The 23,947-nt window shown below is 73.4% G+C and carries 19 protein-coding genes; 8 read left to right on the forward strand and 11 right to left on the reverse strand.

Annotated elements, in window-relative coordinates:
• The first annotated feature begins 142 nt into the window (after nucleotides 1–142).
• Nucleotides 143–1,216: a polyprenyl synthetase family protein gene (locus SM573_RS14550; RefSeq protein WP_474616278.1), complete on the forward strand. Its 1,074-nt coding sequence runs from the start codon at nucleotides 143–145 to the stop codon at nucleotides 1,214–1,216.
• An 88-nt stretch (nucleotides 1,217–1,304) separates the two neighbouring features.
• On the opposite strand, the gene SM573_RS14555 is transcribed toward SM573_RS14550, so the two are convergent.
• On the reverse strand, nucleotides 1,305–2,486 hold the full coding sequence (locus SM573_RS14555) for an MFS transporter (RefSeq protein ID WP_474616279.1): 1,182 nt from the start codon (nucleotides 2,484–2,486) through the stop codon (nucleotides 1,305–1,307).
• Between the two features lie 153 nt (nucleotides 2,487–2,639).
• Between SM573_RS14555 and SM573_RS14560 the strand changes: the two genes are divergently transcribed.
• Nucleotides 2,640–3,422 carry an IclR family transcriptional regulator gene (locus SM573_RS14560; RefSeq protein WP_474616280.1) on the forward strand — a complete coding sequence of 261 codons (783 nt, stop codon included), beginning with the start codon at nucleotides 2,640–2,642 and terminating at the stop codon, nucleotides 3,420–3,422.
• An 81-nt stretch (nucleotides 3,423–3,503) separates the two neighbouring features.
• On the opposite strand, the gene SM573_RS14565 is transcribed toward SM573_RS14560, so the two are convergent.
• On the reverse strand, nucleotides 3,504–5,630 hold the full coding sequence (locus tag SM573_RS14565; protein ID WP_474612708.1) for a PhoX family protein: 2,127 nt from the start codon (nucleotides 5,628–5,630) through the stop codon (nucleotides 3,504–3,506).
• 262 nt (nucleotides 5,631–5,892) lie between these two features.
• On the opposite strand from SM573_RS14565, the gene SM573_RS14570 reads away from it, so the two are divergent.
• A complete protein-coding gene (locus SM573_RS14570) occupies nucleotides 5,893–6,387 on the forward strand; it encodes a sigma-70 family RNA polymerase sigma factor (RefSeq protein ID WP_474612896.1) in 495 nt (164 codons plus the stop codon).
• Nucleotides 6,384–7,073, forward strand: coding sequence for an anti-sigma factor family protein (locus SM573_RS14575; protein ID WP_474612709.1), 690 nt, complete (start codon nucleotides 6,384–6,386; stop codon nucleotides 7,071–7,073). Before SM573_RS14570 ends, SM573_RS14575 begins: the two co-directional genes overlap by 4 nt.
• 16 nt (nucleotides 7,074–7,089) lie before the next feature.
• Here SM573_RS14575 and rarD read toward each other — a convergent pair whose 3' ends face one another.
• From rarD to eccE, 4 genes are all read right to left on the reverse strand, one after another.
• Nucleotides 7,090–8,016, reverse strand: a complete 927-nt coding sequence (gene rarD, locus SM573_RS14580; protein WP_474612710.1) for an EamA family transporter RarD — start codon at nucleotides 8,014–8,016, stop codon at nucleotides 7,090–7,092.
• On the reverse strand, nucleotides 8,013–8,510 hold the full coding sequence (locus SM573_RS14585) for a GNAT family N-acetyltransferase (protein WP_474612711.1): 498 nt from the start codon (nucleotides 8,508–8,510) through the stop codon (nucleotides 8,013–8,015). Before SM573_RS14585 ends, rarD begins: the two co-directional genes overlap by 4 nt.
• Before the next feature lie 204 nt (nucleotides 8,511–8,714).
• Nucleotides 8,715–9,101, reverse strand: a complete 387-nt coding sequence (locus SM573_RS14590) for a phage holin family protein (RefSeq protein WP_474612712.1) — start codon at nucleotides 9,099–9,101, stop codon at nucleotides 8,715–8,717.
• Nucleotides 9,102–9,152: 51 nt separating this feature from the next.
• The gene (gene eccE, locus SM573_RS14595) at nucleotides 9,153–10,976 is read right to left on the reverse strand and encodes a type VII secretion protein EccE (protein WP_474616281.1); all 1,824 of its coding nucleotides are present in this window, start codon (nucleotides 10,974–10,976) and stop codon (nucleotides 9,153–9,155) included.
• Between the two features lie 243 nt (nucleotides 10,977–11,219).
• Here eccE and SM573_RS14600 point away from each other — a divergent pair, with 243 nt between their 5' ends.
• Nucleotides 11,220–11,540 carry a WXG100 family type VII secretion target gene (locus SM573_RS14600; protein WP_474612714.1) on the forward strand — a complete coding sequence of 107 codons (321 nt, stop codon included), beginning with the start codon at nucleotides 11,220–11,222 and terminating at the stop codon, nucleotides 11,538–11,540.
• Nucleotides 11,541–11,571: 31 nt separating this feature from the next.
• A complete protein-coding gene (locus SM573_RS14605; RefSeq protein WP_474612715.1) occupies nucleotides 11,572–11,865 on the forward strand; it encodes a WXG100 family type VII secretion target in 294 nt (97 codons plus the stop codon).
• A 249-nt stretch (nucleotides 11,866–12,114) separates the two neighbouring features.
• Here SM573_RS14605 and mycP read toward each other — a convergent pair whose 3' ends face one another.
• Nucleotides 12,115–13,392, reverse strand: coding sequence for a type VII secretion-associated serine protease mycosin (gene mycP / locus SM573_RS14610; RefSeq protein WP_474616363.1), 1,278 nt, complete (start codon nucleotides 13,390–13,392; stop codon nucleotides 12,115–12,117).
• 152 nt (nucleotides 13,393–13,544) lie between these two features.
• On the opposite strand from mycP, the gene SM573_RS14615 reads away from it, so the two are divergent.
• Both SM573_RS14615 and SM573_RS14620 read left to right on the forward strand, forming a co-directional pair.
• Entirely contained in the window at nucleotides 13,545–16,553 is a 3,009-nt protein-coding gene (locus tag SM573_RS14615) for an SseB family protein (RefSeq protein WP_474616282.1), read from the forward strand.
• Nucleotides 16,550–16,915, forward strand: coding sequence for a hypothetical protein (locus SM573_RS14620; protein ID WP_474612717.1), 366 nt, complete (start codon nucleotides 16,550–16,552; stop codon nucleotides 16,913–16,915). Before SM573_RS14615 ends, SM573_RS14620 begins: the two co-directional genes overlap by 4 nt.
• 9 nt (nucleotides 16,916–16,924) lie before the next feature.
• Here the strand turns inward: SM573_RS14620 and SM573_RS14625 are convergent, their stop codons facing one another.
• From SM573_RS14625 to SM573_RS14640, 4 genes are all read right to left on the reverse strand, one after another.
• The gene (locus tag SM573_RS14625) at nucleotides 16,925–17,857 is read right to left on the reverse strand and encodes an alpha/beta fold hydrolase (RefSeq protein ID WP_474616283.1); all 933 of its coding nucleotides are present in this window, start codon (nucleotides 17,855–17,857) and stop codon (nucleotides 16,925–16,927) included.
• Nucleotides 17,858–17,932: 75 nt separating this feature from the next.
• Complete coding sequence (locus SM573_RS14630) at nucleotides 17,933–18,493, reverse strand: hypothetical protein (RefSeq protein WP_474616284.1); 561 nt, start codon at nucleotides 18,491–18,493, stop codon at nucleotides 17,933–17,935.
• A 159-nt stretch (nucleotides 18,494–18,652) separates the two neighbouring features.
• Complete coding sequence (locus SM573_RS14635; protein WP_474612898.1) at nucleotides 18,653–21,058, reverse strand: immune inhibitor A domain-containing protein; 2,406 nt, start codon at nucleotides 21,056–21,058, stop codon at nucleotides 18,653–18,655.
• 321 nt (nucleotides 21,059–21,379) lie between these two features.
• Complete coding sequence (locus SM573_RS14640; RefSeq protein WP_474616285.1) at nucleotides 21,380–23,686, reverse strand: immune inhibitor A domain-containing protein; 2,307 nt, start codon at nucleotides 23,684–23,686, stop codon at nucleotides 21,380–21,382.
• Nucleotides 23,687–23,947: the final 261 nt, after the last annotated feature.

The raw sequence follows: 23,947 nt of genomic DNA on the forward strand, positions 1-23,947 counted from the left end.
GGCCGGTGCGCCCTGCGCGTGCCGGCCTTCGCCGCGTCCACGGTCCGCCGGTCGCAGTGCCGCCGGGCGGGTGCGGCGGCCGGGCCGCCTTCGCACGCATCCCGCCCCGGGGCTGGTCGAACGCGTGTGGCATGGTTGAGGCGTGGTGAATCCGGCTGGCGAGGGTACAGGTGCCACCGGCTCCGGCGGCCGTCGGAGCCGGCAGGGCGCGGGACAGTTCGGGGCGCTCGGCCTCTACCTGGCCGATCCGCGCCTCGAGGCGTCCGTGCTGACGGTGCTGGATGCCGTCGAGGCCGACCTGCGGGCGAGCGTGGCCAGCGCAGACCCGTTCGTCACCGAAGCCGCCCGGCACCTCGTCGAGGCCGGCGGCAAGCGGTTCCGGCCGCTGCTCGTGGCCCTCGGCGCGCAGTTCGGTGACCCGACCGCCGCCCAGGTCGTACCGGCCGCGGTGGTGATGGAGCTCACCCACCTGGCGACGCTCTACCACGACGACGTGATGGACGAGGCGGCCGTGCGCCGGGGCGCGCCGAGCGCCAACTCCCGCTGGACGAACTCCGTCGCGATCCTGGTCGGCGACTACCTCTTCGCCCGCGCCGCCGACATCGCGGCCGACCTGGGCACGGAGGCCGTACGCCTCCAGGCACGCACCTTCGCCCGGCTGGTCCACGGGCAGATCGCCGAGACCGTCGGGCCCCGGCCCGGCGAGGACCCGGTGGCGCACTACCTCGAGGTGATCGCCGGGAAGACCGGGTCGCTGATCGCGACCTCGGCCCGCTTCGGTGGGATGTTCGGCGGCGCCTCACCGGAGCACACCGAGGCGCTGGCCGGCTACGGCGAGACGATCGGGGTCGCCTTCCAGCTCTCGGACGACCTGCTCGACATCGCCTCCGAGTCGGTGCAGTCGGGCAAGACGCCCGGCACGGACCTCCGCGAGGGCGTACCCACCCTGCCGGTCCTCTACGCCCGGGCGGGCGACGACTCCGACGCCGCCTCGGTACGGCTGCGGGAGATCCTCGCGGCCGGCGCGGTCACGGACGACGACCTGCACGCCGAGGCGCTCGGCCTGCTGCGGGAGTCCCCGGCGCTCAAGCGGGCCCGCGAGACGGTCCGCAGCTACGCCGAGGACGCGCGCGCCAAGCTGGCGCCGCTGCCCGACGCCCCGGCCCGGCGTGCCCTCGAGTCCCTCTGCGACTTCGTGGCCGACCGCACCAGCTGACCGCACGCGACGCGCTCGCGCGGGGGGCGACGCGGCCGGCCCGACCGTCGATCGTGAGGCCGGCGGCGGTTCCGGTAACCGTCCGCCGTCAGGGGCGGGTCAGCAGCCGGCTGCCGGTCAGCATGAGCGCTGCGGCCGCGAGCATCGCCAGCGCCGCCAGCCCCCACATCGCGGGGTAACCGGCCCGGGCGGCGACCGTGCCGAGGCCGAGCGGGCCGAGGCAGCCGCCGGCGTACACCCCGGTCTGGGTGATCGACGTGGCGGCGGCCGGAGCCTGCGGGTGCAGCCGGACCACCGCGAAGTTCATGAGCCCCGGCCAGGCCCAGCCGAGGCCGAAGCCGAGCACCACGCCGGCCACCAGGGGCAGCGGCCCGGCCACCGCCAGCAGGCCGAGCCCGGCCGCGCCGACCACCAGCATGCCGGCGATCACGGCGACGTGCCCGCCCGAGCGGCGGTCGGCGAGCCAGCCGGAGCCGACGCGGGCGGCGACGCAGACCGCGCTGCCCAGGGTCAGGGTCAGGCCGGCCAGGCCCGGGGCGAGGCCACGCGCGGCGGCGGAGTCGACCACGAAGGTGCCCAGCGCGTTGGCGGCCGCCGCGGCCAGCGTCGCCGCCACGCCGATGACCACGAGGGCGCCGGTGCCCCGGCCGGCCCGCGCGCCGCCCGCCCGCCGCGCCGGCCGGGCCTCCCGCGCGGGCACGGCCACCAGGGCGGCCAGCGCGGCGGCCGCCGCCGCGACGAACGCCCAGCGCCAGCCGGCGGTGAGCGCGATCGTGGGCACGGCGGCCCCGGCCAGCAGGGTGGAGACCGGGATGGCGGCCTGCTTGACCCCGAAGGAGAGCCCCTGCCGGTGCGGCGGCACATGCCGGGCCAGGGCGGCGTTGCTGGCGAGCTGGCCGAGCGCGTTGGCCACCCCGCTGACCGCCAGCAGGCCGAGCAGGACCGGGTAGGAGCGGGCGAACGCCGCCACGGCGAGCAGGCAGGCGGCGGAGAGCAGGATGCCGGCCCGGGCCACCACGGTCGGGCCGTACCGCTCGGCGAGGGCGCCGGACGGCACCGAGGCGAGCGCGCCCACCCCGAAGTAGACCGACACGACGAGGCCGAGCCCGGCGGGGGAGAAGCCGAGATCGTCACCGAGCTGGACGGCGAGGCCGCCGACCAGGAAGACCGGCAGGACGCAGGCGATGGTGACGACGATGGCGCCGGCGCTGGCGCGTACCGGGCGGGTCGGCGTGGTGGTCGAACGGGGGGTGGCGGCGGTCTCGGTCATCGTCTGGCAAACCTACGTCAGGCGTCGTGGAGCACGCATCGTGGCCGCCGGGGTACGCCGCGTAGATGACGATCTGGCATCCTCGACCCGAACGGTCATTTCGTACCGGCTCCAGATTTCATATGGTGTAAGTCCCCGGCGGCGGAGGTGGTTGTGCGCGACCCCTTGGCGGAACCCTCGGATCTGATCCGCAGCGTCTCCCGTGCGCTGCGAGTGCTCGAGTCGGTCGGTCGTGCCCCCAAGGGGCTGACCGTCAAGCAGATCGCCCGGCGCTGCGAGCTGACCGTCGCGACGACCTACCACCTGGTCCGCACCCTCGCCTACGAGGGCTACGTGATCCGCCGCGAGGACGGCACGTACATCGTCGGGCTGGAGGTCGCCGACCGCTACCGGGAACTGGTGGCCGCGTTCCGCGGCCCGCCCGCGGTCGGTGAGGTGCTGCGCCGGGCCGCCACGGAGACCGGCTACAGCCACTACCTGGGCCGCTTCGTCGGAGGCCAGGTGGCGGTCACCGCCGTCGCCGAGGGAGCGCGATCGCCGTACCTGGAGGACCTGGTTCCCGGCTTCGACGAGGGGGCGCACGCGACCGCGCTCGGCAAGGCCCTGCTCGCCACGCTCACCGCCGAGCAGCGCTTCCGCTACCTGAGGGAGTACGGCATGCGCCCCTTCACCAACGCCACGCTCACCAGCTCGGAGGCGTTCGAGGCCGACCTGGCGGCCGGCGACCGGCGCGGCATGCAGCTGGAGATGGGGCAGTTCCGGCAGGGCGTGGCGTGCGCGGCGGTGCTGGTCAGCCCCGACAAGGACATGGAACGCCGGGTGGTGCTCGCCTGCGCGCTCCCGGCCGGCGAGATGATGACCTCCGCCCGGATGATCCGGGCGAAGCTGCTCACCGCGGCGCGGGCGGTCGCCGACAGCGTCACCGCGGAGCACTGATCCCGGACGGGCCGCGGGGCCCTCTCCCCGGCTGGGAGAGGGCCCCGCGGTGCGGTCCGGCGGCGGACCGCCGGAGGAGGGTCAGCTGCCGACCGGGCCGCCGTCGAGGCGCCAGGTGACCACCACGCCCGGCTTCGCGTAGTCGCCGTCGGGCCAGGTGGAAGCGGGCTTCTCGACCGACGCGCCGGTGATCTCACCCGGGTGCTGGACGGCCACGAAGACCGAGCGGTTGTCCTCGGTGATGAACGGGCCACAGGTCTCCGCGCCGAGCGGCACCGTGAGGAACTGCTTGAGGTGGCCCCGCTCCGGGCCCTCCAGAGCGGTGGCGAAGAGGCCGTCGTTGCTGCCCAGCGCGTTTCCGTCCGTGGAGATCCAGAGGTTGCCCGTGGCGTCGAAGGCGACGTTGTCCGGGCAGGAGATCGGGGAGACCTGGGTCTTGTCGTACCCGGCGAAGTAGGTCGACGGGTCCGTCGGGTCGCCGCAGACGATCGGCAGCGACCAGGCGAAGGTCTCGGAGGTGTTGTCGCCGCGGTCCTCGACCAGTTCGAGGACCTGCCCGTGCTTGTTGGCGTTGCGCGGGTTGGCCTCGTCCGCCTTCGGGTTGCTGCCCACACCCCGGTTGGTGTTGTTGGTCAGCGCCACGTAGACCTTGCCGGTGAGCTGGCTCGGCTCGACGTCCTCCGGCCGGTCCATCTTGGTCGCGCCGACCTTGTCACCGGCGAGCCGGGTGAAGGTGAGCACGTCCGCGGCGGTCATCCCGTCGACGTACGAGCGGTTGCCGCTGACCAGCTTGATCCAGCGGCCCCGGCCGTTGAACGCGCCGTCGGAGGGGAGCTTGCCCGAGCCGTCGATCTCACCGGCGCTGGTCTGCTCCAGCTTCGCCACGTAGAGCGTGCCGGACTCCAGCAGGGTGAGGTTGTGGTTGCGGGCGGTCCAGGAGTCGCCCTTCATGAACTTCTTGTCCGAGACGAACTTGTAGAGGTAGTCGAACCGCTCGTCGTCGCCCATGTACGCCACCGCGTGACCGCTCTTGGCGATGATGACGTTCGCGCCCTCGTGCTTGAACCGGCCCAGCGCCGTGTGCTTGCGCGGCTTGGACTCCGGGTCCAGTGGGTCGATCTCGACGACCCAGCCGAAGCGGTGCGCCTCGTTCGGGTGCTTGGCCAGGTCGAAACGCTCGTCGGCGCGCTCCCACTTGCGGCTGCCGCTCGGGTAGCGCGAGGTGGTGGGGATGCCGTAGCGCTCCAGCTTCGGCTTCAGCTCGGCCGGGGCGCCGTCGGCACCGACGAAGTACTGGTTGAAGTTCTCCTCGCCGGAGAGCACCGTGCCCCACGGGGTCACGCCGCCGGCGCAGTTGTTCAGCGTGCCGATGACCGTCCGGCCCTTCGGGTCGGCCTTGGTCTTCAGCCACGCCGACCCGGCCGCCGGGCCGGTCAGCTCGAACTTCGTCGCCAGTGCCGTGACGCGGCGGTTGTACTGGCGGCGGCCCTTCTTCACCGGGCGCCACTCGCCGGTGCCGTCGACCCGCTCCAGCTCCACCACGGACATGCCGTGCGCGGCCATGGCAACCCGGATCTGCTCCACCGAGAGGTTGTCCAGGCCCGGGAAGCCGGGGAACATCAGGTCCTCGTTGGTGTACTCGTGGTTGACCACGAGCAGCGCCCGCTTGCCCTGCTTGTCCAGCGGCAGCACACCGACGAAGTCGTTGTTGTAGCCGAACTGCATCGACTGCGCGGCAGCGGTCTGGTGGTGCAGGTTGAACTCCGGCGCGCCGGGCACGACCTCGTCGCCCCACTTGATCACGACGGCGTGGTCGTACCCGTTCGGCACGATCAGGGTGTCGAGCTTGTTCGGCGGGATCGGCTTGAAGGTCAGCGCCCCGTTGCCGACACCCGGACGGGGGCGGCCGAAGCCGGCGGCCTCCGGCGCGGCCGTGGCGGGGCCGGCGGCCGCGGCGGGCGCCGCACCGGCCAGCGCCCCGGCGGCCGCGCCACCGAAGCCGAGGACGAGCGCGCCGACCGCGCCGGCCCGGACGACGCCGCGCCGCGAGACCTCGGCGTTGACCACGTCGCCGAAGTACGCGTTGTCGGAGGTGTTCGGAACCGGGTGGTCGCAGGCGTTGCCGCAGCGGTAGAGACAGGTCATGGCGTCTCGGCTGCCGTGGCGGGGTGCGCCCAGCAGCGGGAGCAGCCGGGGACGGTCGCTCATGGGGGGAAGCCTCCTGACAAGGGACGGTGGCATGCGGGACAGGCCGTCCGGCGTGCCCACCCGCCGGACGCTAGGAGGAGGCGGTGAGCGAGCGTCGGCCTGAATGTGAACCGGGCGTGAACACCTCGCCGGGAGGGCACTGAGGAGACCCGTTTTGACCTCGGGCTGAACCGATCGGCGTCACCGCGCGTATTCCGGTGCGAACACCCGCCGGAGTCGCGTCGAGAGCGAGGAGGTCGCCATCAGCGACGACGACGCCCAACTGCTCCGCGCACTGCACGACGAGCACGCGGAGGCGCTGTACGCGCACGCCCTGCGGCTGGTCAACGGCGACCGGCAACGCGCGGAGGACCTGGTGCAGGAGACGCTGCTGCGGGCCTGGCGGCACCCGGAGTCGCTCGACCCGCGCCGCGGCTCCGTCCGCGCCTGGCTCTTCACCACCGCCCGCAACCTCGCCATCGACGCCTGGCGGCGCCGGGCCACCCGGGTCGGCGAGATCTACACGGACGAGCTGCCCGAGCCGCCGGAGGTGGTCGACGAGGCCGAGCGCGCGGTCGAGGCCTGGACCGTCGCCGAGGCGCTGAACCGGCTCAGCCCCACCCACCGCGAGGTGCTCGTCGAGTGCTTCTACCAGGGACGGTCCGTGGCGGAGGCGGCGTCGCGGTTGGGGGTGCCCCCGGGCACCGTGAAGTCCCGGACGCACTACGCGCTGCGCTCACTACGGTTGGTCCTGGCGGAGATGGGGGTGACCGGATGACCCGCTGCGAGTTCGCGCACGACGACGGCGCGTACGTGCTGGGCGCGCTCTCCCCCGCCGAGCGGGTCGCGTACGAGCGGCACCTGGCCGGCTGCGCCGAGTGCCGCGAGGCGGTCGCCGAGATCGCCGTACTGCCCGGGCTGCTGGGCCGGCTCGACCCGGCCGGCCTGGAGCAGTTCCTCCTGCCCACGTCCGGCCCGCCGCTGCCGGCGCTGCTCGACGAGGCCCGGAACCGTCGGCGCCGGGAGCGGGCGGCCGGCCGGCGGCGGTACGCGCTGACCGCCCTCGTCGCGGCGGCGCTCGCGCTGGTGGTCGGCCTCGGCACGGCCCTGGTGCTGCCCCGGGAGACCGCCCCGCCGGTGGAGCAGGTGCGGATGGTGGCCATGCAGCCGGTGGCCGGGAGCGCGCCGGTCCACGCGGAGATCGGCCTCACCGGCACCGACTGGGGCACCCAGGTGACCATGCACTGCGGGTACGAGCCGCGCCCGGGATACGGCAAGGCGTACACCTTCCGGCTCGTGGCGCACGGCCCGGACGGCGCGACCGAGCAGATCGGCTCGTGGCTGGCCGCGCCCGGCGACGACGTGCGGTTCACCGGCGTCACCCGGTTCACCGACGCGGAGCTGGTCCGCCTGGAGCTGCTGCGTGCCGACGGCACGCCGGTACTCGGCTACGACGTCCGCTGAGGCGTCCCGCCCGGCGTCAGCGGGTGGCCGGGGCCGGGGTGGCGGCGGCCAGTCGGGTGGCCGCGCGGGTGCGCCGGGCCTGGCGCAGCGCGTCGGCGGTGAAGACGATCAGCGCGAGCCACACCAGCGCGAAGCCGGCCAGCCGGGCCGGCGGCATCGGCTCGTGGAAGATCAGCACACCGCAGGCGAGCTGGAGGATCGGTGCGAGGTACTGGATCATGCCGAGGCTGGTCAGCGGCAGCCGGTTGGCCGCGCCCGCGAAGAGCAGCAGCGGGATCGCGGTGGCCGCGCCGGCCATCACGAGCAGCACCGTGTGCCCGGCCGAGACATGCCCGAAGCTGGCGTCGCCCGCCGCGGCGAGCCAGCCGAGGTAGCCCACCGCGGGCAGGGCCAGCACCGCGGACTCGACGAAGAGACCCTCCGCGGCGGGCAGCGCGAGCCGCTTCTTGACCAGGCCGTACCCGCCGAAGCTGAGCGCGAGGGTGAGCGCCAGGTAGGGGACGTGCCCGTAGTCGACGGTCAGCACCGCCACGGCGAGGCCGCCGACTCCCAGCGCCACCCACTGCGCCGCGCGGAGGCGCTCGCGCAGCACGGTCACCCCGAGCAGCACGACCACCAGCGGGTTGATGAAGTAACCGAGCGCGGTCTCCACCACCCGGTCGGAGTTGACTCCGTAGATGTAGGTGCCCCAGTTGACCGCGATGAGCGCCGCGGCGACGCCGATCCCGGCGAGCGCCCGGGGGCGGCGCGCGAGCGCGCGCAGGAAGCCGATGTTGCGCTGCGCGGCGAGCAGCAGCGCCACGAAGGCCACCGACCAGACGATCCGGTGGGCCAGGATCTCCAGCGGCCCGGCGGGTCGCAGCAGCTTGAGGTAGAGCGGGAAGAAACCCCAGAGCAGGTACGCGCCGAAGCCGTAGAGGTATCCCAGTCGGAGCGGAGTCACGCCTCTACCGTAAGGGGCGTCTGGCCGTTTGAATCCTTTCCGGTGACCTGGGTCACCGGATTGTGGCGCTGGTCGAGCTGCATCCAGTGCGCCGGCTCCACGGGAGTGAAGCCGACCCTCGCGTACACGCCGTGGGCGTCGAGCGTGGCGAGCACGATCCGGCGTACGCCGAGCCCGGCGAGGTGGTCGCGGACGGCCCCGGCCAGCCACGTGCCGAGCCCGCGCCCGCGCTCCGCCGGGTCCACGTAGACGTCGCAGAGCCAGGCGAAGGTCGCCCCGTCGGTGACCGCCCTGGCGACGGCGACCTGCCGGCCGTCCGACGGCCGGTAGACCCCGAACGCGACGGAGCCGGCGAAGGCGCGCGTCACCGTGTCCCGGTCCCGCCCGAGGGCCCAGTACGCGTCGGTGCTGAGCCAGTGGTGGACGAGGTCCAGGTCGAGCCGGTCCGGGTCGGTGGTGAGCAGGTAGCCGTCGGCGCGGGTCAGCGTGAACACCCGCGTGACGCTAACCCGGTGCCCCACCGGTCGCGCCAGCCAATTCCCGGAGTCTGGTTGCCTCGCGGTGCTGGCCCGGGTCCGCTCGGCTGTTTCCGGGAAGTAGTGGCGTCACGGCTCGCGGGAGGCCACTACTTCCCCGAAACAGCACGATCATGAGGTGCGCGACCCGAGGCCCCGGGTGCGGGCGGTAGGTCGGCGCGTTCAGTCGCGGTCGAGGATCGCGCCGAGGACCCAGGTCACGATGCCGACGAGGAGCGCGCCCAGCACCGCCGCGGGCCAGAACCCGTCCACGTGGAACGGAAGCCCGGCCTCACCGGCGATCCAACTGGTGAGCAGGAAGAGCAGGCCGTTGACCACCAACGCGATCAGGCCGAGGGTCAGCAGGTAGAAGCCGCAGCCCACGGTCTTGATGATCGGCTGGAGCACGGCGTTGACCACGCCGAAGATCGCGGCCACCAGGACCAGCGTGGTGACCGTCTCGGTGGCCGAGTCCGAGTCGAGTGTGATGCCGGGGATGAGGAGTGTGGCCAGCCAGAAGGCGAACGCCGTGGTGACCAGCCGAATCAGCAGGCCCTTCAGAAAATCCATGGCGGCGATCGTGCCACGCCCCGCCCAGCGACGGCAGCCCTCGACCCGGCCTCAACCGCGGGCGGGCGACCCGATGAGCTGTGTCTCGACCGGGGTGGGAGCGAGCACCGCCCAGCGCAACGCCCGCCGGTTGACGACCGCGACCATGTCGTGCCGGATCCGGGTGAGCCACCGCGCGGCGTCGCCCAGCCCCAGGGCCGCGCCGGCGAGCGCGGCCTCGGCCTCGTCGAGCGGCTGCAGCACGGCGAGGTCGGCCCGACCCAGCACGTCCACGTCGGACGGGTTCAGCTCCTCGCGGATTACCAGGGTGGAGGCCCACGGCGGGGCGGGCTCCGGATCGACGGCCACCGGGCCCCCGTCGACCACCACGAGCAGCGGGTTGAGCGGGGTGCCGGCCCCGGCCGGGAGCGGTCGGCCCGGCGGGAGCAGCGGGATGGTGGCGCCCGGCGCGCCCACCCCCCGGACGAACGGCTCCCACGACCGTGGACGGGCGGTCTGTACCACGACCCGCGCGCCGAGCGCCAGGGCGCGCAGCGTCAGCAGTTGCGCGGCGCGTACGCCGCCGACCAGCAGCACCCGGGCGCCCTCCGGCCGGAACAGCCGGACGGTCAGCGGTGCGCCGTGCCGGTTGGTGCCGACCACCAGCCCACCGTCGTCGAGGGTCAGTCCCAGGTCGCCCGGTGCGGGCGCCGGCCGGGTCGAGGGCCCGACCAGGGCCAGCGGCAGCGTGCCGGCGAGCCCGTCCGCGTGCGCGCCGTCCAGTCGGTGGATCTGCCCGCCGAGATCGCCCACCAACCGGTGCAGCGCCTGGGCCGCCACCTCCAGGGCTCCGGGCGAACCGGCCGCCAGGCGGACGGTCAGCGCGGCCGGAGCCCCTTCGGGGCCGGCGGAGAGCGCGATCGTGGTGGCGGTGGCCGGCAGCGTCGGCAGCCGGGCCACCAGCCGCCGGCCGCCGTCCCCTCCCGGGTCGGGCCACCGGTCCAGCCGGAAGGTGGCCTGGCGCAGCCCGCCCGTGTGCACCGCTGTCCAGCGCTCCCGTGCCGGTGCCCCGTCGTGGTGAGCCAGCTCGGCGAGCGTGCGCAGCGCCGCGGCGACGCCGAGCGGACGTGCGCCGAGCGGCCGCAGCCGGCGGACGATCCGGCGCACCGTCCCGGCGAGCGCGCTCCGCAGCTCGGCCGGCGACCACCCATCGGCGCGCAGCACCCGTATGGCCAGGACGGCGCGTTGCCGTGCGGCTGGCCGCCCGTCGGTGAGGTGCAGGTAGGAGGCGCCCACCGCACCGCCCACCGCGGGTGCCGGCAGCGCGGTGAGCAGGAGCTGCACCCGCACCGGTGGAGCATCCGGACCGGCGGGCGCGAGCAGCTCGGACGGCTCGGGCAGGGCCCGGCGGCCGTCGCCGAACAGGTCGCCCGGGTCGCCGATCTCCACCAGCGCCACCACGCCGGTCGCGTCGTCCAGCACGGCGGCCGGCCCTCCCGCCAGCTCGCCGGCGCGGACGACGGCCCCCGGCGAGACCCGGTCGAGCAGCGCGGCCGGCCCGGACCCCGCCGGGAGGCACCACCGCCGCGCGACGTGACCGAGCGCGGTCCCCGCCCACTCGGAGAGCCACCGGCGCCGGACCCGCAGCCAGGCCAGCGGCAGCAGCAGCGCGGCGACCAGCACGGCGCCCGCGAGCACGCCGACCCCCCGGCCGAGGGCGGCCACCGGTAGGGCGAGCGCGACCTGGGCCGTGACGACCTGACCGGCCCGTACGCCGACCGGCCGGCGGGCGTGCGCCAGCCACTGCGCGGGCAGCGCGGGGCGTCGACCCACGACGGAGGTGCGGTGACCGGCCCCCTCCGTCAGCGGCGGGTCGACGGTGCTGGTGGCCGTCACCGTGCCTCCCCGTCACATGGCGCTACCTGACCGACGCACATCGTAGGCGAATCGGTGGGCCCTCGTTGTCCACAGGGGAGTGGGGCGGGGTAGCAGAACTGCTACCGGACGGCTACCGTCAGCCACGAGTTCCCGCTGACCCCAGCGCCCGCCGCGCGCGACATCCCGGGGCGCGAGTGGCGAGTCCCCGCCGTGGGCGCGTTGACGGCCAGCCACGACCGATGAGACGAGGTGAGGTCCGGAGTGTCCCAGACCCAGGCAGAAGCAGCGGTGATGCAGCAGACCGCGGCCAGGTTCGAGCAGGTCGACCAGTCGCTGCAGTCGATGCTCAGCAGTCTGATGGCCGAGCTGGAGGTGTTGCAGCAGGCCTGGCGTGGCGCCGGTGGGCGGTCGTTCGAGCAGGTCAAGCAGCAGTGGGCGCAGGACCAGGCCACGTTGCAGCGCGCGCTGCGCGAGACCGCCGGCGCCATCCGCACCGCCGGCCAGCAGTACGACGTCTCCGACACCGAGGCGGCCGGCCGGGTCGCCGGCACCAACCGCGGCGGCATCCAGCTGCCGCTCTGACCGAATCAGCTCCAGGGGGAGGTATCCGCAGGTGGACAACGGCGTACTCGTCGTCAACTTCGCCGCGCTGCAACAGGCCGGCGCGGACATCCAGAAGGCGTTGAACACGCTCGACTCGCAGCTCGGCCAGTTGGAGCGGGACGCCGCTCCGTTGGTGGCCAGCTGGACGGGCGAGGCGCGGCAGGCGTACGAGCAGCGGCAGTCGCGGTGGCGCGCCGCCTCGCAGGACCTGCAGGCGATGCTTCGTGACATCAAGCTCGCGGTGGACGACTCCGCCGCCGACTACCTCGACACCGAGAGGAAGAACGTCGGGCTGTTCCAGTGACGCCTGCGCCCGGGGCGCCCGACGCGTTCCGGGTGGGCCGTGCGCGTGCCGACGGTGGTGCCGATCCCCTCCACGGGGAGCCGGCACCACCGTCGTGGCGTGTCCGGCCGCTGGTGCCACGACTCGGCGCGCCGGCACGTGCGGATCGCCCGGCGGTTTCCGAGACCCCGCCGGCCGGTCCCCGGCAGCGCGGTCGGCGCCGGGCGCGGGTTTGGTGATGGCGGCCTCGCCCGAGGGCGCGTCGGCCCGTCAGTCCGGGTCGGCCGGCCGCCAGCGCCGGCGGGTGCCGGGCGGCACCACCAGCGCGAGCAGGACGACCGCGGCGGCCACCGCCCCGACGACCGCCACCATGAGCAGGGCGCGGTCGCGGGCGTCGACGCGCCGCGCCTGCCGTGCCAGGGCGGCCGGGTCGGCCGGCTCGTCGGCCAGGCCGGCCACCGGCCGCGTCCGGCCGGTGTCGTGACCGGAGGTGTCGGTCACGGCCCGGTACGGGTTGAGCACACCGGCTCCGTCTCCGCCACCCGGTGCGGGGTCGGCGCTCGCGACGATCCGCCCGGCCACCTCGGCGGCGGTCAGGTCGGGGCGATACGCGCGCAGCAGCGCCGCGGTGGCGGCGACGAACGGGGTCGCGTAACTGGTCCCCTCGGCCCGGTGGTGGCCCCGGCCGGGGGCGGCCATCAGCACGTCGACGCCGGGCGCCACCACGTCGACGTACGGGCCGACCTGGGAGAAGGCAGCCCGCGAGCCGTCCGCGGCGATCGCACCGACCCCGAGCACCCCTTCGTAGGCGGCCGGGTAGGGGTGCGGGTTCCCGGCCTCTCGCAGGTTTCCGGCGGCGGCCACCACGACCACGTCCCGAGCCAGCGCGTAACCGACCGCGGAGCGGACGGCCGGGTTGTCGGCGTACAGCACGACGGAGAGGTTCAGCACGTCGGCACCGTGGTCCACCGCCCACCGGATCGCCCGGGCGAACTCGGCGGCGCCGACCGTACGCCCCGACTCCCGGCCCTCCACCACCTGCTGCTCGCTGACCCGCACGGGCAGGATCCGGGCGCCGGGTGCCAGGCCACGGAACGCCACATCGGGTCGAGGCGCGGCCGCGATGATGCTCGCGACGCCGGTGCCGTGACCGGCGCAGTCCCGGGTGCCGTCTCCGCCGGTGTCGAGCAGGTCCGTGCCGTCGCGCACCCGACCGGCGAGCTGCGGATGGTCCCGGTCCACACCGGAGTCCACCACCGCCACCGTCACCCCGGCTCCGTCGGCCAGCGGGGCCAGCCGCTCCGGGGCGTACCTCTGCTGCGGCCACGGGACCGCCTCCACCGTCCGGGCCGGAGCCGGCGGCGTCGCGCAGCCCGGCGCCGGCCGGAGAGCCTGCCCGGCGGCCAGCGCCGGCCCACCGACGGGCACGGTGGCCGGCTCGGGGACGGCGGCGACCGGTGCGCCGGCCAGCAGGGTGAGCGCCAGCGCGGCCACGGCCGGACGCGACGTCCGGCACCCGCCGCCGCACGCCCGTGACCGGCGCGTCATCGACCGGGACATCGACGCCTCCGTATCGTGTCGGCTCCGGCACGGGATGTTACCGTCCCGGCGCCCCGCGGCCGGGCTGCCATTGTGATCTTGTTACTACCTTGTAGGTTGTAGGCGATGCCTATGGCCTGTTCTCGGGAGGAGAGGTGGCCGTGACCGAATGGGAGCCGGCCACGGAGGTCGAGGCGGCGATGCGGGACGCGCTGCGCGCCAACGACCAGGAGCGTTACTTCCGGATCCTGGCCCGGACCGATCTCCTCCTCCCGGTCGCGCAGCCGACCTCCGGCGTGGCCGGCGGCTGGGGCACCTGGACCAGTGGTGGCCGCACCCACGTGCTCGCCTTCACCTCCTCCGCCGCGCTCCGGGCCTGTCTCGGCGAGAACGTCGGGACCACCCGTCGCACGCCGTACGCGGATCTCGCCGACGGGTGGCCCAACCCGGAGTGGTGGCTCGCGGTGAACCCCGGCCTGCCCGTCGAGGGCTACCTGCCGGCGTGGTTCGTCGCCCAGCTCGCCCGGGGCGAGGTGCGGCTGCCCGGCCGCACCCTCGGTGCCCGGGCCCGGCTGGAGCGGGCCGAGTCGCTGGCCCGGGCCCGCGCCGCCGGTCCAGGGCGGGACACCTCGTCGTCGCCCGCCGCCGGCGCGCGGGACGCCGGGCCCCCCGTCGGCCTGCCGGGGCGGACCTCGTTCCGGAACGCGGCACCCACGGCCAGATCGCCACTGGGGCCGGAAGCTGCCCGGCCGGCGCCACGGGTGCCGCCACCCCCGCCCGCTCCGGCCGTGCTGCAGCGGCGGGCGGCCGACGCGGCACAGGCCGCCCGCCACTCCTCCGCCGTCGACCCCGCCCGCCCGGCGAGCGGGCAGCACGCCGGCTCCGGACGACCCTCCCCGTTGGATCCTCCCGCCGACCGTCCCGGTGTCGACCAGGGCCGGCCGTCCGCGACCCGGCGGGGAGCCGTCGAGGGTCCGGGCCGGGCGCCCGGCGACCACGGCGCGCGGGGGGCCGGCGATGGGGTCACCCGACGGGAAGGGAATCCCGCCGAGCCCCCGCGCCGCTCCTTCTTCGAACCGTCGACGGGCCGGGGCGCGACCCACCGGGAACCGGTGCGTCCCGGCGAACGGACGTCGGCGGCCTTCCGGTTCGGCGGGAGCGGACAACCGTTTCCGCGTCGCGGTCCCGAGGGTCCGACGGACCCGGAGGCGACCCAGGCGTTCTTCGCTCCCGCCCGGCAGCCGACCCCGGCGCCGCGACCGTCGCTGAGCGAGGACTGGGCGCCACGGACCCGCGGGTCCAGCGCCGAGACGACCCAGCCCCTGCGATACCAGCGACCGGCCGAGGAGCCCACCCGGGCCTTCGGGCTGAGCGGCTCACCCGTGCCGCCCGGCACCTGGCCGGACGCGGACGGCGAGCCGACACAGCCGCTCCCGCCCCGCCCCCGTACGGGGCTCGGCGATCCCGACCCGATCGAGGAGCTGCCCCCGTCGGCCGCGGAGCCGGTCTCCGGCCCGCCCGCGCCCCGCCGAGGCTTCACGCCCATCGTCATCGAGGGCACGATCATCGAGTCCCGGGACCTGGACCTTCCCGGTGCCGGCTCCGGCGGGGCGTACGGCCGGTCCGAGGCGGGCCCCGGGCCGACCGAGGCCCCGGCCGGGTGGCGAGACTCCGCCCCGCCCGGCGGGGACGGGAGTACCGGGGACACGAACCTCTGGGGCTCGTCTTCGAGCGCGGGCACCGGCGGTGAGGATCCGTGGTCACCCACCCGGTCCGGCGACGCTCCCACGGGTCGACCCGACGCCGATGCCGACCTGTGGGGTGCGCACCGGTCGTCCGGCGCTCGCGAGGCGGCGGAGGCCGGCCACGCCGCCCCGGCTCAGGCCGACACCGAGGCGCAGCGCGGGTTCGCCGACCTGGCGACCAACGGCGGCGAGTCGCGGACCGGGTTCGCCGGTCCTGCGACCACCGCTTCCGAGCCACCGGGCGGGCCCGTCGACGCGACGCCGAGCGGCACGGATACGACGGCCGAGCCGGTGGACGTGCCCGACGCCGCACCCCCCGCCTGGGCGGGTGGATTCGCCGACGCGACCGCCGACCTCTCCGCCACCGCCCCGCCCGCCGGGGGCCTCGGCGGACGGGCCGACGCCGCCGGGGCGGACGACGCCACAGCGGTCGGGGCGCCCGCCCCGGAGCCGGCGGTCGCGTTCGAGCCGGCCAACGAGGTGGAGGAGGACCTGCTCAGCGCCGCCGACGCCGGCAGCACCGACACCTTCCTCTCCACGCTGCTGCTCGCGCGGGTGCTGCTGCCCGTGGCGGCCGAGTCCGCGCCCGGCAGCCGGCCGGGTGAGCCGGGTTTCGTCTGGCGTACGGAGGAGCTGGACGGCGAGACCTTCGTGGTGGTCTACACCTCGCCCGCCCGGCTGGCCGAGCGGGTCGAGGGCGAGGTGGAGACGGTCCGGGTCAAGTTCGTCCAGCTGATCCGGCGCTGGCCGGACGACGCCTGGTCGTTCGCGGTCAACCCGGGTACGCCGGTGGGGGCGAAGCTGCCGGGGGAGCAGATCGTCGGGCTGGCGAACTGGGCGGCCGAGGTCGGGCTCGGCGACGACGTGGAGGCGGAGGAGCCCGCCGCCGCGGCCGAACCCGCTCCGCAGCCCCGGACGACGCCCAAGCCGGTCGACCCGTCCCGCCCGGTCGTCATGCAGAAGGCGGTCGCCCCCAGCCAGGTCGCCTACTACCTGGAGCGCGGCTACGACCGCGTCTCCGGTTTCGTGCACCGGGCCAACGAGCTCGCCCACCTGAACACGCCCGCGCAGCTGTACGACGCGCTCGGGCTCGGCTACCCCGACTCGCCGTTCTCCCGCGACGCCGAGGAGATCTACGTGCTGCGGTGGCCGGCGTACCGGCCGAGCCTGTACCGCATCCCCTACGGCGGGCAGAACGAGGCGGCCATGCGGGCCATGGAGGGGTGGGTCATCGAGCGGCCGCCGTTCCGCGGCAACGGCTTCGCCCCCGGCGAGAGCAGCGACGTGGTGGCGGAGTTCAAGGTGGACAGCGCCCGGCTGCCGCACGGCGCGCAGCTGTGGCGGGTCGGCGCCGACGGCGCGGAGCGGGTGGTCGCGATCCTCGACAGCGACGCGCTGCTCTGGCGGGAGGTGGGCACGGCGTGATCCGTGACGGGTACGTTGCCCGCTGGCGTGGTCGCGAGTACCAGGCCAGCCCGGACGGCGACGAGGTGCGCCTCTACCAGCCGGAGCCGGGTGAGGGCTTCGAGGAGGTCCGGCCGGGTCGGTACGTGCGCGTGCTCCCGGCGAGCGACGTCGAGGAGCTGGCGTACGTGCGGACCACCTGCACCTGGCAGGGGCAGCCGTTCATCGTGCTCGGCGAGCACGACGGGTGGCTGCGGGTGGAGTACACCGGTGGCCGGTGGCCGGTCGCGCAGGCGATGCGGCTGGAGGTCTTCGACTTCGGCGTCTACCAGGGTTGGGCGCCGGCCTCCGAGGTCAGGGACCTCCGGGAACAGCGGATCTGACCGGCCCAATCAGGTCTTCGTCCAGCGCAGCACCTCGCCGAGCACCACGTCGGGTGCCTCGACGTGCGGGAAGTGCCCCACACCGTCGAGCAGCCGCCACTCGTACGGGGCGACCACGTAGCGGCCGGAGCCCTGGGCGGTGCGCGGCAGGGAGGCGACGTCGACCGCGCCGTGCAGTTGCAGGGTCGGGGTGGCCAGGGGCTTCTGCATGAGCTTGACGAACCGGTAGCCGTGCAGTCGCAGCACGGAACGGAACGCCCACCGGTAGCCCTCCAGCGCGCAGAACGCTGCCTGCGGGATCCGCATCGCCTCCCGGCACCGCTCGGCGTACGCCGCGAAGGACGGGCCGTCCACCCAGTCCGGGCCGCCCCAGCGGCGCAGCAGCTCCTCGACGACGGCGCCGCCGTCGCGGGTCAGCACGTGCTCGTACCGGGGCAGCTGGAACTTCAGCGTCGGGGTGCTGGCGGCGAACTGGCCGCGCGGGTCCGCGAAGATCGCGGCGCGCAACCGCAGCGGGTGCGGCGCGCCGAGCACCACCAACCGGCGTACGAGCGCCGGGTGGAAGGAGGCGACCGTCCAGGCGATCAGGCCGCCGGCACCGGTGCCCACCACCGTGGCGGAGCGTTCGCCCAGGGCCCGGATGAGCCCGGCGATGTCGGCGGCGAGGGTGTAGCCGTCGTACCCCCGGGGTGGCTTGTCGCTCGCGCCGTAGCCGCGCAGGTCGACGGCGACCGCCCGGTAGCCGGCGTCGGCGACGGCCGGCAGCAGCTCGTGCCACGCCCACCAGTGCTCCGGGAAGCCGTGCAGGAAGAGCACCATCGGCCCCGCGCCCGCCTCGACCACGTGGAACCGGCTGCCGTTCGCGCCGATGAACCGGTGCGTCCACGGCCCCTCGGTGAGGACGCAGGACTCGTCGACGAGTTCGCCGTGCTGGTCGGTCATGTGCCTCAGCCTAGGGCCCCCGGGCCGTACCGGGTCCCGGTGCCTGGTCAGGGCCGTGCGACGGGGGCCGGCCGGTCAGTCGGAGACGATGCTCTTCGGGACTCCGGGGCCGCAGTCGACGCGCACGCGGGGTGCGGTGACCCGCACCGTGACGAAGGCGCCGGTGCGCAGCTCGCCGGCGTCCGGGCCGTGCAGCGCGTACTCGGTGCCGTCCTCGGCCACCAGCCCGTAGCAGGGACCGGCGCCGCCGCGTGTGACGAAGCCGCTGACCAGGCCGGCCGCCCGCAGGTCCGTGGGCGGGCTCGGCTTGACCACGGGCGGACGCAGCGTCGGCGGTTTCGTACGTGACAGCGGGGGTGCGCTCGCCCGCCCGGTCGGCTCCGCGGCACGGGGCGACGGCTGCGCGCCCGGCGACGCCGGTCCGCTCGCGGGCGGGCCGCCCGGTGTCGGCGTGACCGCCACGTCCGGGCCGCCCGGCGTCGGCGTGACCGCCGCGTCCGGCCCGGAGCCGGTGGGGCTCGGGCGGTCGGCGGTCGCCGGCCCCTCGAGCCCCGTCGAGCAGGCCGTCAGCGCCAGCACGACGCCCGCGGCGGCGGCCGCGCGGGACAGGGCCGCGAGGGCGACTCGGTGCGACATCGACACGCTCCTTCGACGCCCGGCGCCCCGCGGTGGTTCCGGCGCCGGCAACTCCGGGCTGGTGGCGGCGGAACCGGAACCGACGCCGACGGGACGGGGCCGGAGACGACGACGGCGCCCGGGAGAGCCCCGGGCGCCGCCGCCGTCACCGTTACCGGATCAGGAGATGCGCACCTTCATCGAGGTGCCGTCCTGCTCCAGAACCTTGATCTTGACACCGGTCGCGGGGAGCTTGACGCCGTGGTTCGGCAGCTCCTCGTAGAAGTACTTCTTGGTGTCGTCGAACAGCGGCTGGGCGTCCTGGCCGCGGATGTAGCTCGGCTGGCTGTTCAGGTGCAGGGTGAACGAGTCGGCCTTCTTCAGGCTGAACGGCGCGTCGTACACCTGGATCCGGGCCCGCCACGGCTGCCCGGCGAGGTTGTAGATCGGGCGCGGGTGTGCGTCGATGTACAGGTTGCGGCCCTCGCCCGGGTGGGCGCCCGTGTCGTTGTCCGCCCAACGGGTGTTCCAGTACGAGATGAGCAGGCCCTCCTGGTACGCGTAGTGGTCCACCCAGTCGGGGCGGGTGTTCGTGTAACCGAAGAAGTACGGCCCGGTCTTCAGGTACTTGTCGTACGAGACGTACGACCGGTTGCCCGCGATGTAGTAGTTGTCGAACAGGCGGGTGTAGGTCGCACCGACCACCTGCCAGCCGTCGAGCGTCCAGCCCGCGTCCGCGGTCTCGGCGCCGTCGCTGAACACCTGCTGCCCGTCGGCGGTCACGGTGATGGCGTCACCGAAGAAGCCGCCCTCGGCCACGCCACCGTCGGTGACGTAGTGCAGGCGGACCTGCGCCACCTTGCCGGCGACCGAGTTCAGCGGGATGTTGATGTCGGCCCAGGCGCCGTTGCTGCTGCCGTCGAGGGCCGGGCGGCCCGCGCCGTCGACGCCGATCGGCTGGCCGTTGACGGTGCCGTCCAGGTCGGTCCAGGTCTGGCCGCCGTCGGTCGAGGCCTCGAAGTAGAGGTAGTCGTACCCCTCCTCGATGGCGTACTTGCCCTTGAGGGACAGCGACGCCGAGGTCTTCCCGGTGAGGTCGAACGTCCTCGTCATGGAGTTGTTGAGGTCGTCGTCGTTACCGGAGAAGTACTGTTTCGAGCCTTCGAACGGTTGACCGTAGTTGAACGTGTACTCCCGTTGGGGCAGCACCACCACCACTGCCTGTGCCTTCTTGGAGTTGTACTCCTGTGGACCCAGGTCGAGCGTGCGCTTCTGCCCGGCCACGACCACCTCGTAGTCGAGCCAACCGAGCTGGAGCTTGTTCCAGGCGCCGAGGTCGCCGCCGCGCTCGCCGATGCCGGCGTCGTTCTTCGCGCCGAGCCGGCTCTGGGCCATCAGCGTCCAGTGCTCGTTGTTGTTGTCGGTCGAGCCGTAGTCGTCCGGCAGGCCCAGGTCGTGACCGTACTCGTGGTAGAAGACGCTCCGGCCACCGTTCTCCGGCTGGATGGTGTAGTCGCGGATCCAGATGCCGGTGTTGCCGATCTCGGTGCCGCCGATCGGGAAGTTCGGCGGGCCGACGGGCGAGCTGTTGTACGCCGACCAGCGGTGGCTCCAGATCGCGTCCTCGCCCTGGTGCGGGTCACCGTCGGCCTGGTCGCCGCCGGAGTGGACGATCTGGAAGTGGTCGATGTAGCCGTCCGGCTCGTTGAAGTCGCCGTCGCCGTCGAAGTCGAAGCGGTCCCACTGGTCGTACGACCGCATCTCCTGGGCGATCTGGGCGTCGGTGCGGCCCTTGGCCTTCTGGTCCGCCACCCACTGGTTCGCGGCGTCGCGGATCAGCGCCCAGGTGTTCGAGCAGACGTTGTCGCCGCAGACCGCCGGGTCGCCGGTCGGGTCGTCGTCGGCCTTCGGGTCGTCCGAGCGGCCGTAGCGGGCCTCGTTGTACGGGACCTTGACCCAGTCGGTGACCATGCCTTCGACACTGTAGCGACCCGAGGACTGGGCCTCGTAGTACTGCTTCAGCGACTCGTCACCGGGGTTGGTGCCGAAGTACAGCTGGCGGAAGTGCTCCGGGCTGTAGTCGGCCTGCCAGACGGTGGAGTTGTCCACCGCCCGGTTGGGCTGGGGGATCTGGTTGTGCAGCGGCCCGTCGAAGGTCGTCGGCCCGGCGATGTCCGGGTTCATGTCCTTGTCGGGGTAGGACGGGTGGCGCTGGTTGCCGAACTCCGCGAGGATCACGAAGATCTTGTCGGTCCGCTCGCGCTTGAGCTCGACGTACTGGTCCTTGGCCTTCTTGCCGGCGGCGAACGTGCGGGCGTTGGTGCCCGTGCCGTTCGTCTCGCCGACCTTGACGACCGTGCTTCCGTTGCGCTCGATGGGCTTGCTGCGACCGCTGAGGACGTTGGACAGGCCCTGCTGACGCAGTTCGCGACGCTTGTCCTCGAGCTTGTCGGGGAGCTCGTCCCGGAGCGCCTGTGGTTCGGCGCTGGTGGGAGCTGTTGCCGGCAGCTTGGGCTGGGGCGCCGCCGAGGCGGACGGGCCGAAGACGAGGCCCGTCGCCGTCAGTGAGAGCCCGAGCAGACCCACTGCGACTTTGCGCACGTGGTACCTCCGGTGAAGAAGGAACCGGTCCTACGGGGGTGGACCGGCGAAGATCGATCCCACAGGTGGGACCACTGGTGAACATAGACACTGGTGTGACGGGTGGGAAGACGCGCGCGTCGATTTGTTGCAAGATTTTGTTGGTGACGTCGCTGTCCGTCACATGCCTGACGTTCATCGCCCGTGCTGAACAGGGGTGACGCGGGCTCTCCCGCACGTGCACTGACATACTTCGATCAATCGGATGAGGGACACAAAAAGGGGCCGGTGGCGTTTCCGCCACCGGCCCCGGTACCGATCGATGGATCAGTTGCTGATTCGCACGACCATGTCGTCGGTGGGCTTCTTGCCCTGCTTCACGATCTCGATCCGGGTGCCCGTGCCGGCCACCTTGACCGAGTTCTGCTCGTTCTGCGGCGTCCAGTACCGGTCCACCACGCTGTCGTCGAAGACCGGGTTGGCCTTCAGCTTCGGCAGCGTGACAGCCTTCCCGTTGAGGTGGAAGGTCTGCGCCGGCTTCTGGTAGCGGCTGAACGTCGCGTCGAAGCTGCTGCGCCGGTTGGTGATGGCGCCCTGGCCCGGAACCGTGATCGCGCCCGGCCGGACGTCGACCGGCAGGTTCAGGCCGTAGCCCGGGTGCTCCGCCGTGTTGTTGTCACCGTAGGCGTAGTTCACGTACCAGACCAGCATGCCGGGCTGGTTCGCGAACCGCTCGACCCAGTTCGGCCGGGTGTCGGTGAAGCCGTAGTTGTACCCACCGGTCCGCAGCGTGTCGTCGTACCCGAAGTAGGTCCGGTTCTCGGCGATGTAGAAGCGGGGGTACTCGGCGGTCACCTCGCCGCCCATGCGGGTGAAGCCGCGGGCGGTCCACTCGGCGGCCAGCGTCTCGGCGTCGTCGGTCCACGCGACGGTGCCGTTCTTGACCAGCGAGATGTCGTCCAGGAACGCGCCGGCGAGGTGCACGCCGCCGTCGCTCTGGTAGCGGTAGCGGAACTGCACGACCTGGCCGGCGTACGCCGAGAGGTCGTAGCTCAGGTCCACCCAGTTGCCGCTCGACGAGCCGTCGACCCCGGTCTCGCCGGCGTCGATCAGCGGGCTGCTGACCGGCGTCCAGCTCGCGCCGTTGTCGGTCGACACCTCGGCGTAGAGGTAGTCGTAGTCCTCCTCGATGTCGTACCACGCCTTGGCGTTGATCGAGGCGGACGTGGCGCCGGTCAGGTCGAGCTGCCGGGCCAGCGTGGTGTTCAGGTCGTCGGCGCTCCCGCCCCACCACTCGTACGACCCGCCGAACGGCGTGTTGTAGGTGGTGGTCTGCGTCTGCGGCGGCAGGTTGACCACCACGGCCTGGGCCTTCGGCCCGTCGCTGTCGCCGGCCGGGCCGAGCGTCACCTGCGTGGTGCCCTTGCCGTACTCGACGGTGGAGTGGTTGAGCCAGCCGAGGAAGAGCTTCGACCAGGGGTCCATGTAGCCGGGGGTCGACCCGATGTCGTCGGTGCCGTGGCTCAGCCACGAACCGGACGCCATGAGGCTCCAGAAGCCGACGCCGTTGTCGCCGCCCGCGGTGTCGTAGAGATCCGGCAGACCGAGGTCGTGGCCGTACTCGTGGGCGAACACGCCGAGGCCGCCGTTCTCCGGCTCCGTGGTGTAGTCACGGATCCAGAGGCCGGTGTCGCCGATCTGCACACCACCCGACTTGTTGTACGCGGGCCCGGCGGAGCCGGCCAGGTTGGGGAACGCGGCCCAGCGGTGCGACCAGATGGCGTCCTCGCCCTCGGCGCCGCCGCCGGCCTCCTCGCCCTCACCGGCGTGCACGGCCTGGAAGTGGTCGATGTAGCCGTCGGGCTCGTTGAAGTCGCCGTCGCCGTCGAAGTCGTACCGGTCCCAGACGTCGAACTGCGCCAGGTACTCCTTGATCTGCGCCGAGGTCTTGCCGGCGGCGACCTGCGAGTCGTACCAGGCGGTGGCGCTGTCCTTGATGAAGTTCCAGTAGCCGTCGCTCTCCGGGATGTTGTTCGAGCCGTACCGGGCCTCGTTGAACGGCACGGTGACCCAGTCGGTGACGTCGCCGCCCACGGTGTAACGGCCGCCGGACTGCTTCAGGTAGAAGTCCCGCATCGACTCGCCGTCGCCGTAGAACATGTCCACGTAGTGCTCACGGTGGAAGTCGGGCCGCCACAGCGTGCTGTTGTCGTCGGTCGCGCTGCCGTCCCAGTTCCGGTCCGGCTCGGGGATCTGGTTGACGACGGGACCCGGGGCACCGCCGGTGCGCGGGTCGATCTGGTCGCCGAAGTTCACCAGCATCGTGAAGATCGGGTCGGTCTTCGGCGGCTGCTGGTACTCGACGAAGACGTCGTCCTTGACCTCGATGACCTTCGACCCGTTGCGGGTCTTGAGCTTCGCCTTGCCGGAGAGCAGGTCGGCGATGGCCTGCTTCCGGATCTCCCGCTGCTGATCCGCCATCGGATCGGGGAGGTTGTCCCTGCCGTGCTTGGCCTTGTCGGATCCGGGGGTCGGGCTCGCCGCCGGGGCGCCGGAGGCCGGCGTCGCCACGACTCCCGCCGCCAGCAGCGCGGCCGTGGCCGTGGCCAGACCGGCTGTGACTCGTCTCCTCAAAGGGTCCCTCCTTTGTGGATTTGTTACATGACAGGGTGCACGGATGCAGCGACTGTCATGAGATGCGTCACCACCCTTACAGAGGAGCGACCGCTTGTCACGAGTCAATTGCCGGAGACTCCACGGCCCTTGGAAGGCCTTTGCCCGGATAAATCCGGGCGATATGACCGTCGCCCGAGGCAACCGTTAACATTACGTTTTGATCAAGATCACTTTGAGTGACCGTGATTATGAGATCCCCAAGAGGGAGCGCCGTTCCCC

It is taken from the genome of Micromonospora xinjiangensis (assembly GCF_056150165.1).

Bases quoted from the DNA above. Each gene is read 5' to 3' on its own strand.
- SM573_RS14555 (WP_474616279.1), bottom strand. From the start codon at position 2,486: ATGACCGAGACCGCCGCCACCCCCCGTTCGACCACCACGCCGACCCGC.
- SM573_RS14565 (WP_474612708.1), bottom strand. From the start codon at position 5,630: ATGAGCGACCGTCCCCGGCTGCTCCCGCTGCTGGGCGCACCCCGCCAC.
- SM573_RS14575 (WP_474612709.1), top strand. From the start codon at position 6,384: ATGACCCGCTGCGAGTTCGCGCACGACGACGGCGCGTACGTGCTGGGC.
- SM573_RS14590 (WP_474612712.1), bottom strand. From the start codon at position 9,101: ATGGATTTTCTGAAGGGCCTGCTGATTCGGCTGGTCACCACGGCGTTC.
- mycP (WP_474616363.1), bottom strand. From the start codon at position 13,392: ATGACGCGCCGGTCACGGGCGTGCGGCGGCGGGTGCCGGACGTCGCGT.
- SM573_RS14625 (WP_474616283.1), bottom strand. From the start codon at position 17,857: ATGACCGACCAGCACGGCGAACTCGTCGACGAGTCCTGCGTCCTCACC.
- SM573_RS14630 (WP_474616284.1), bottom strand. From the start codon at position 18,493: ATGTCGCACCGAGTCGCCCTCGCGGCCCTGTCCCGCGCGGCCGCCGCC.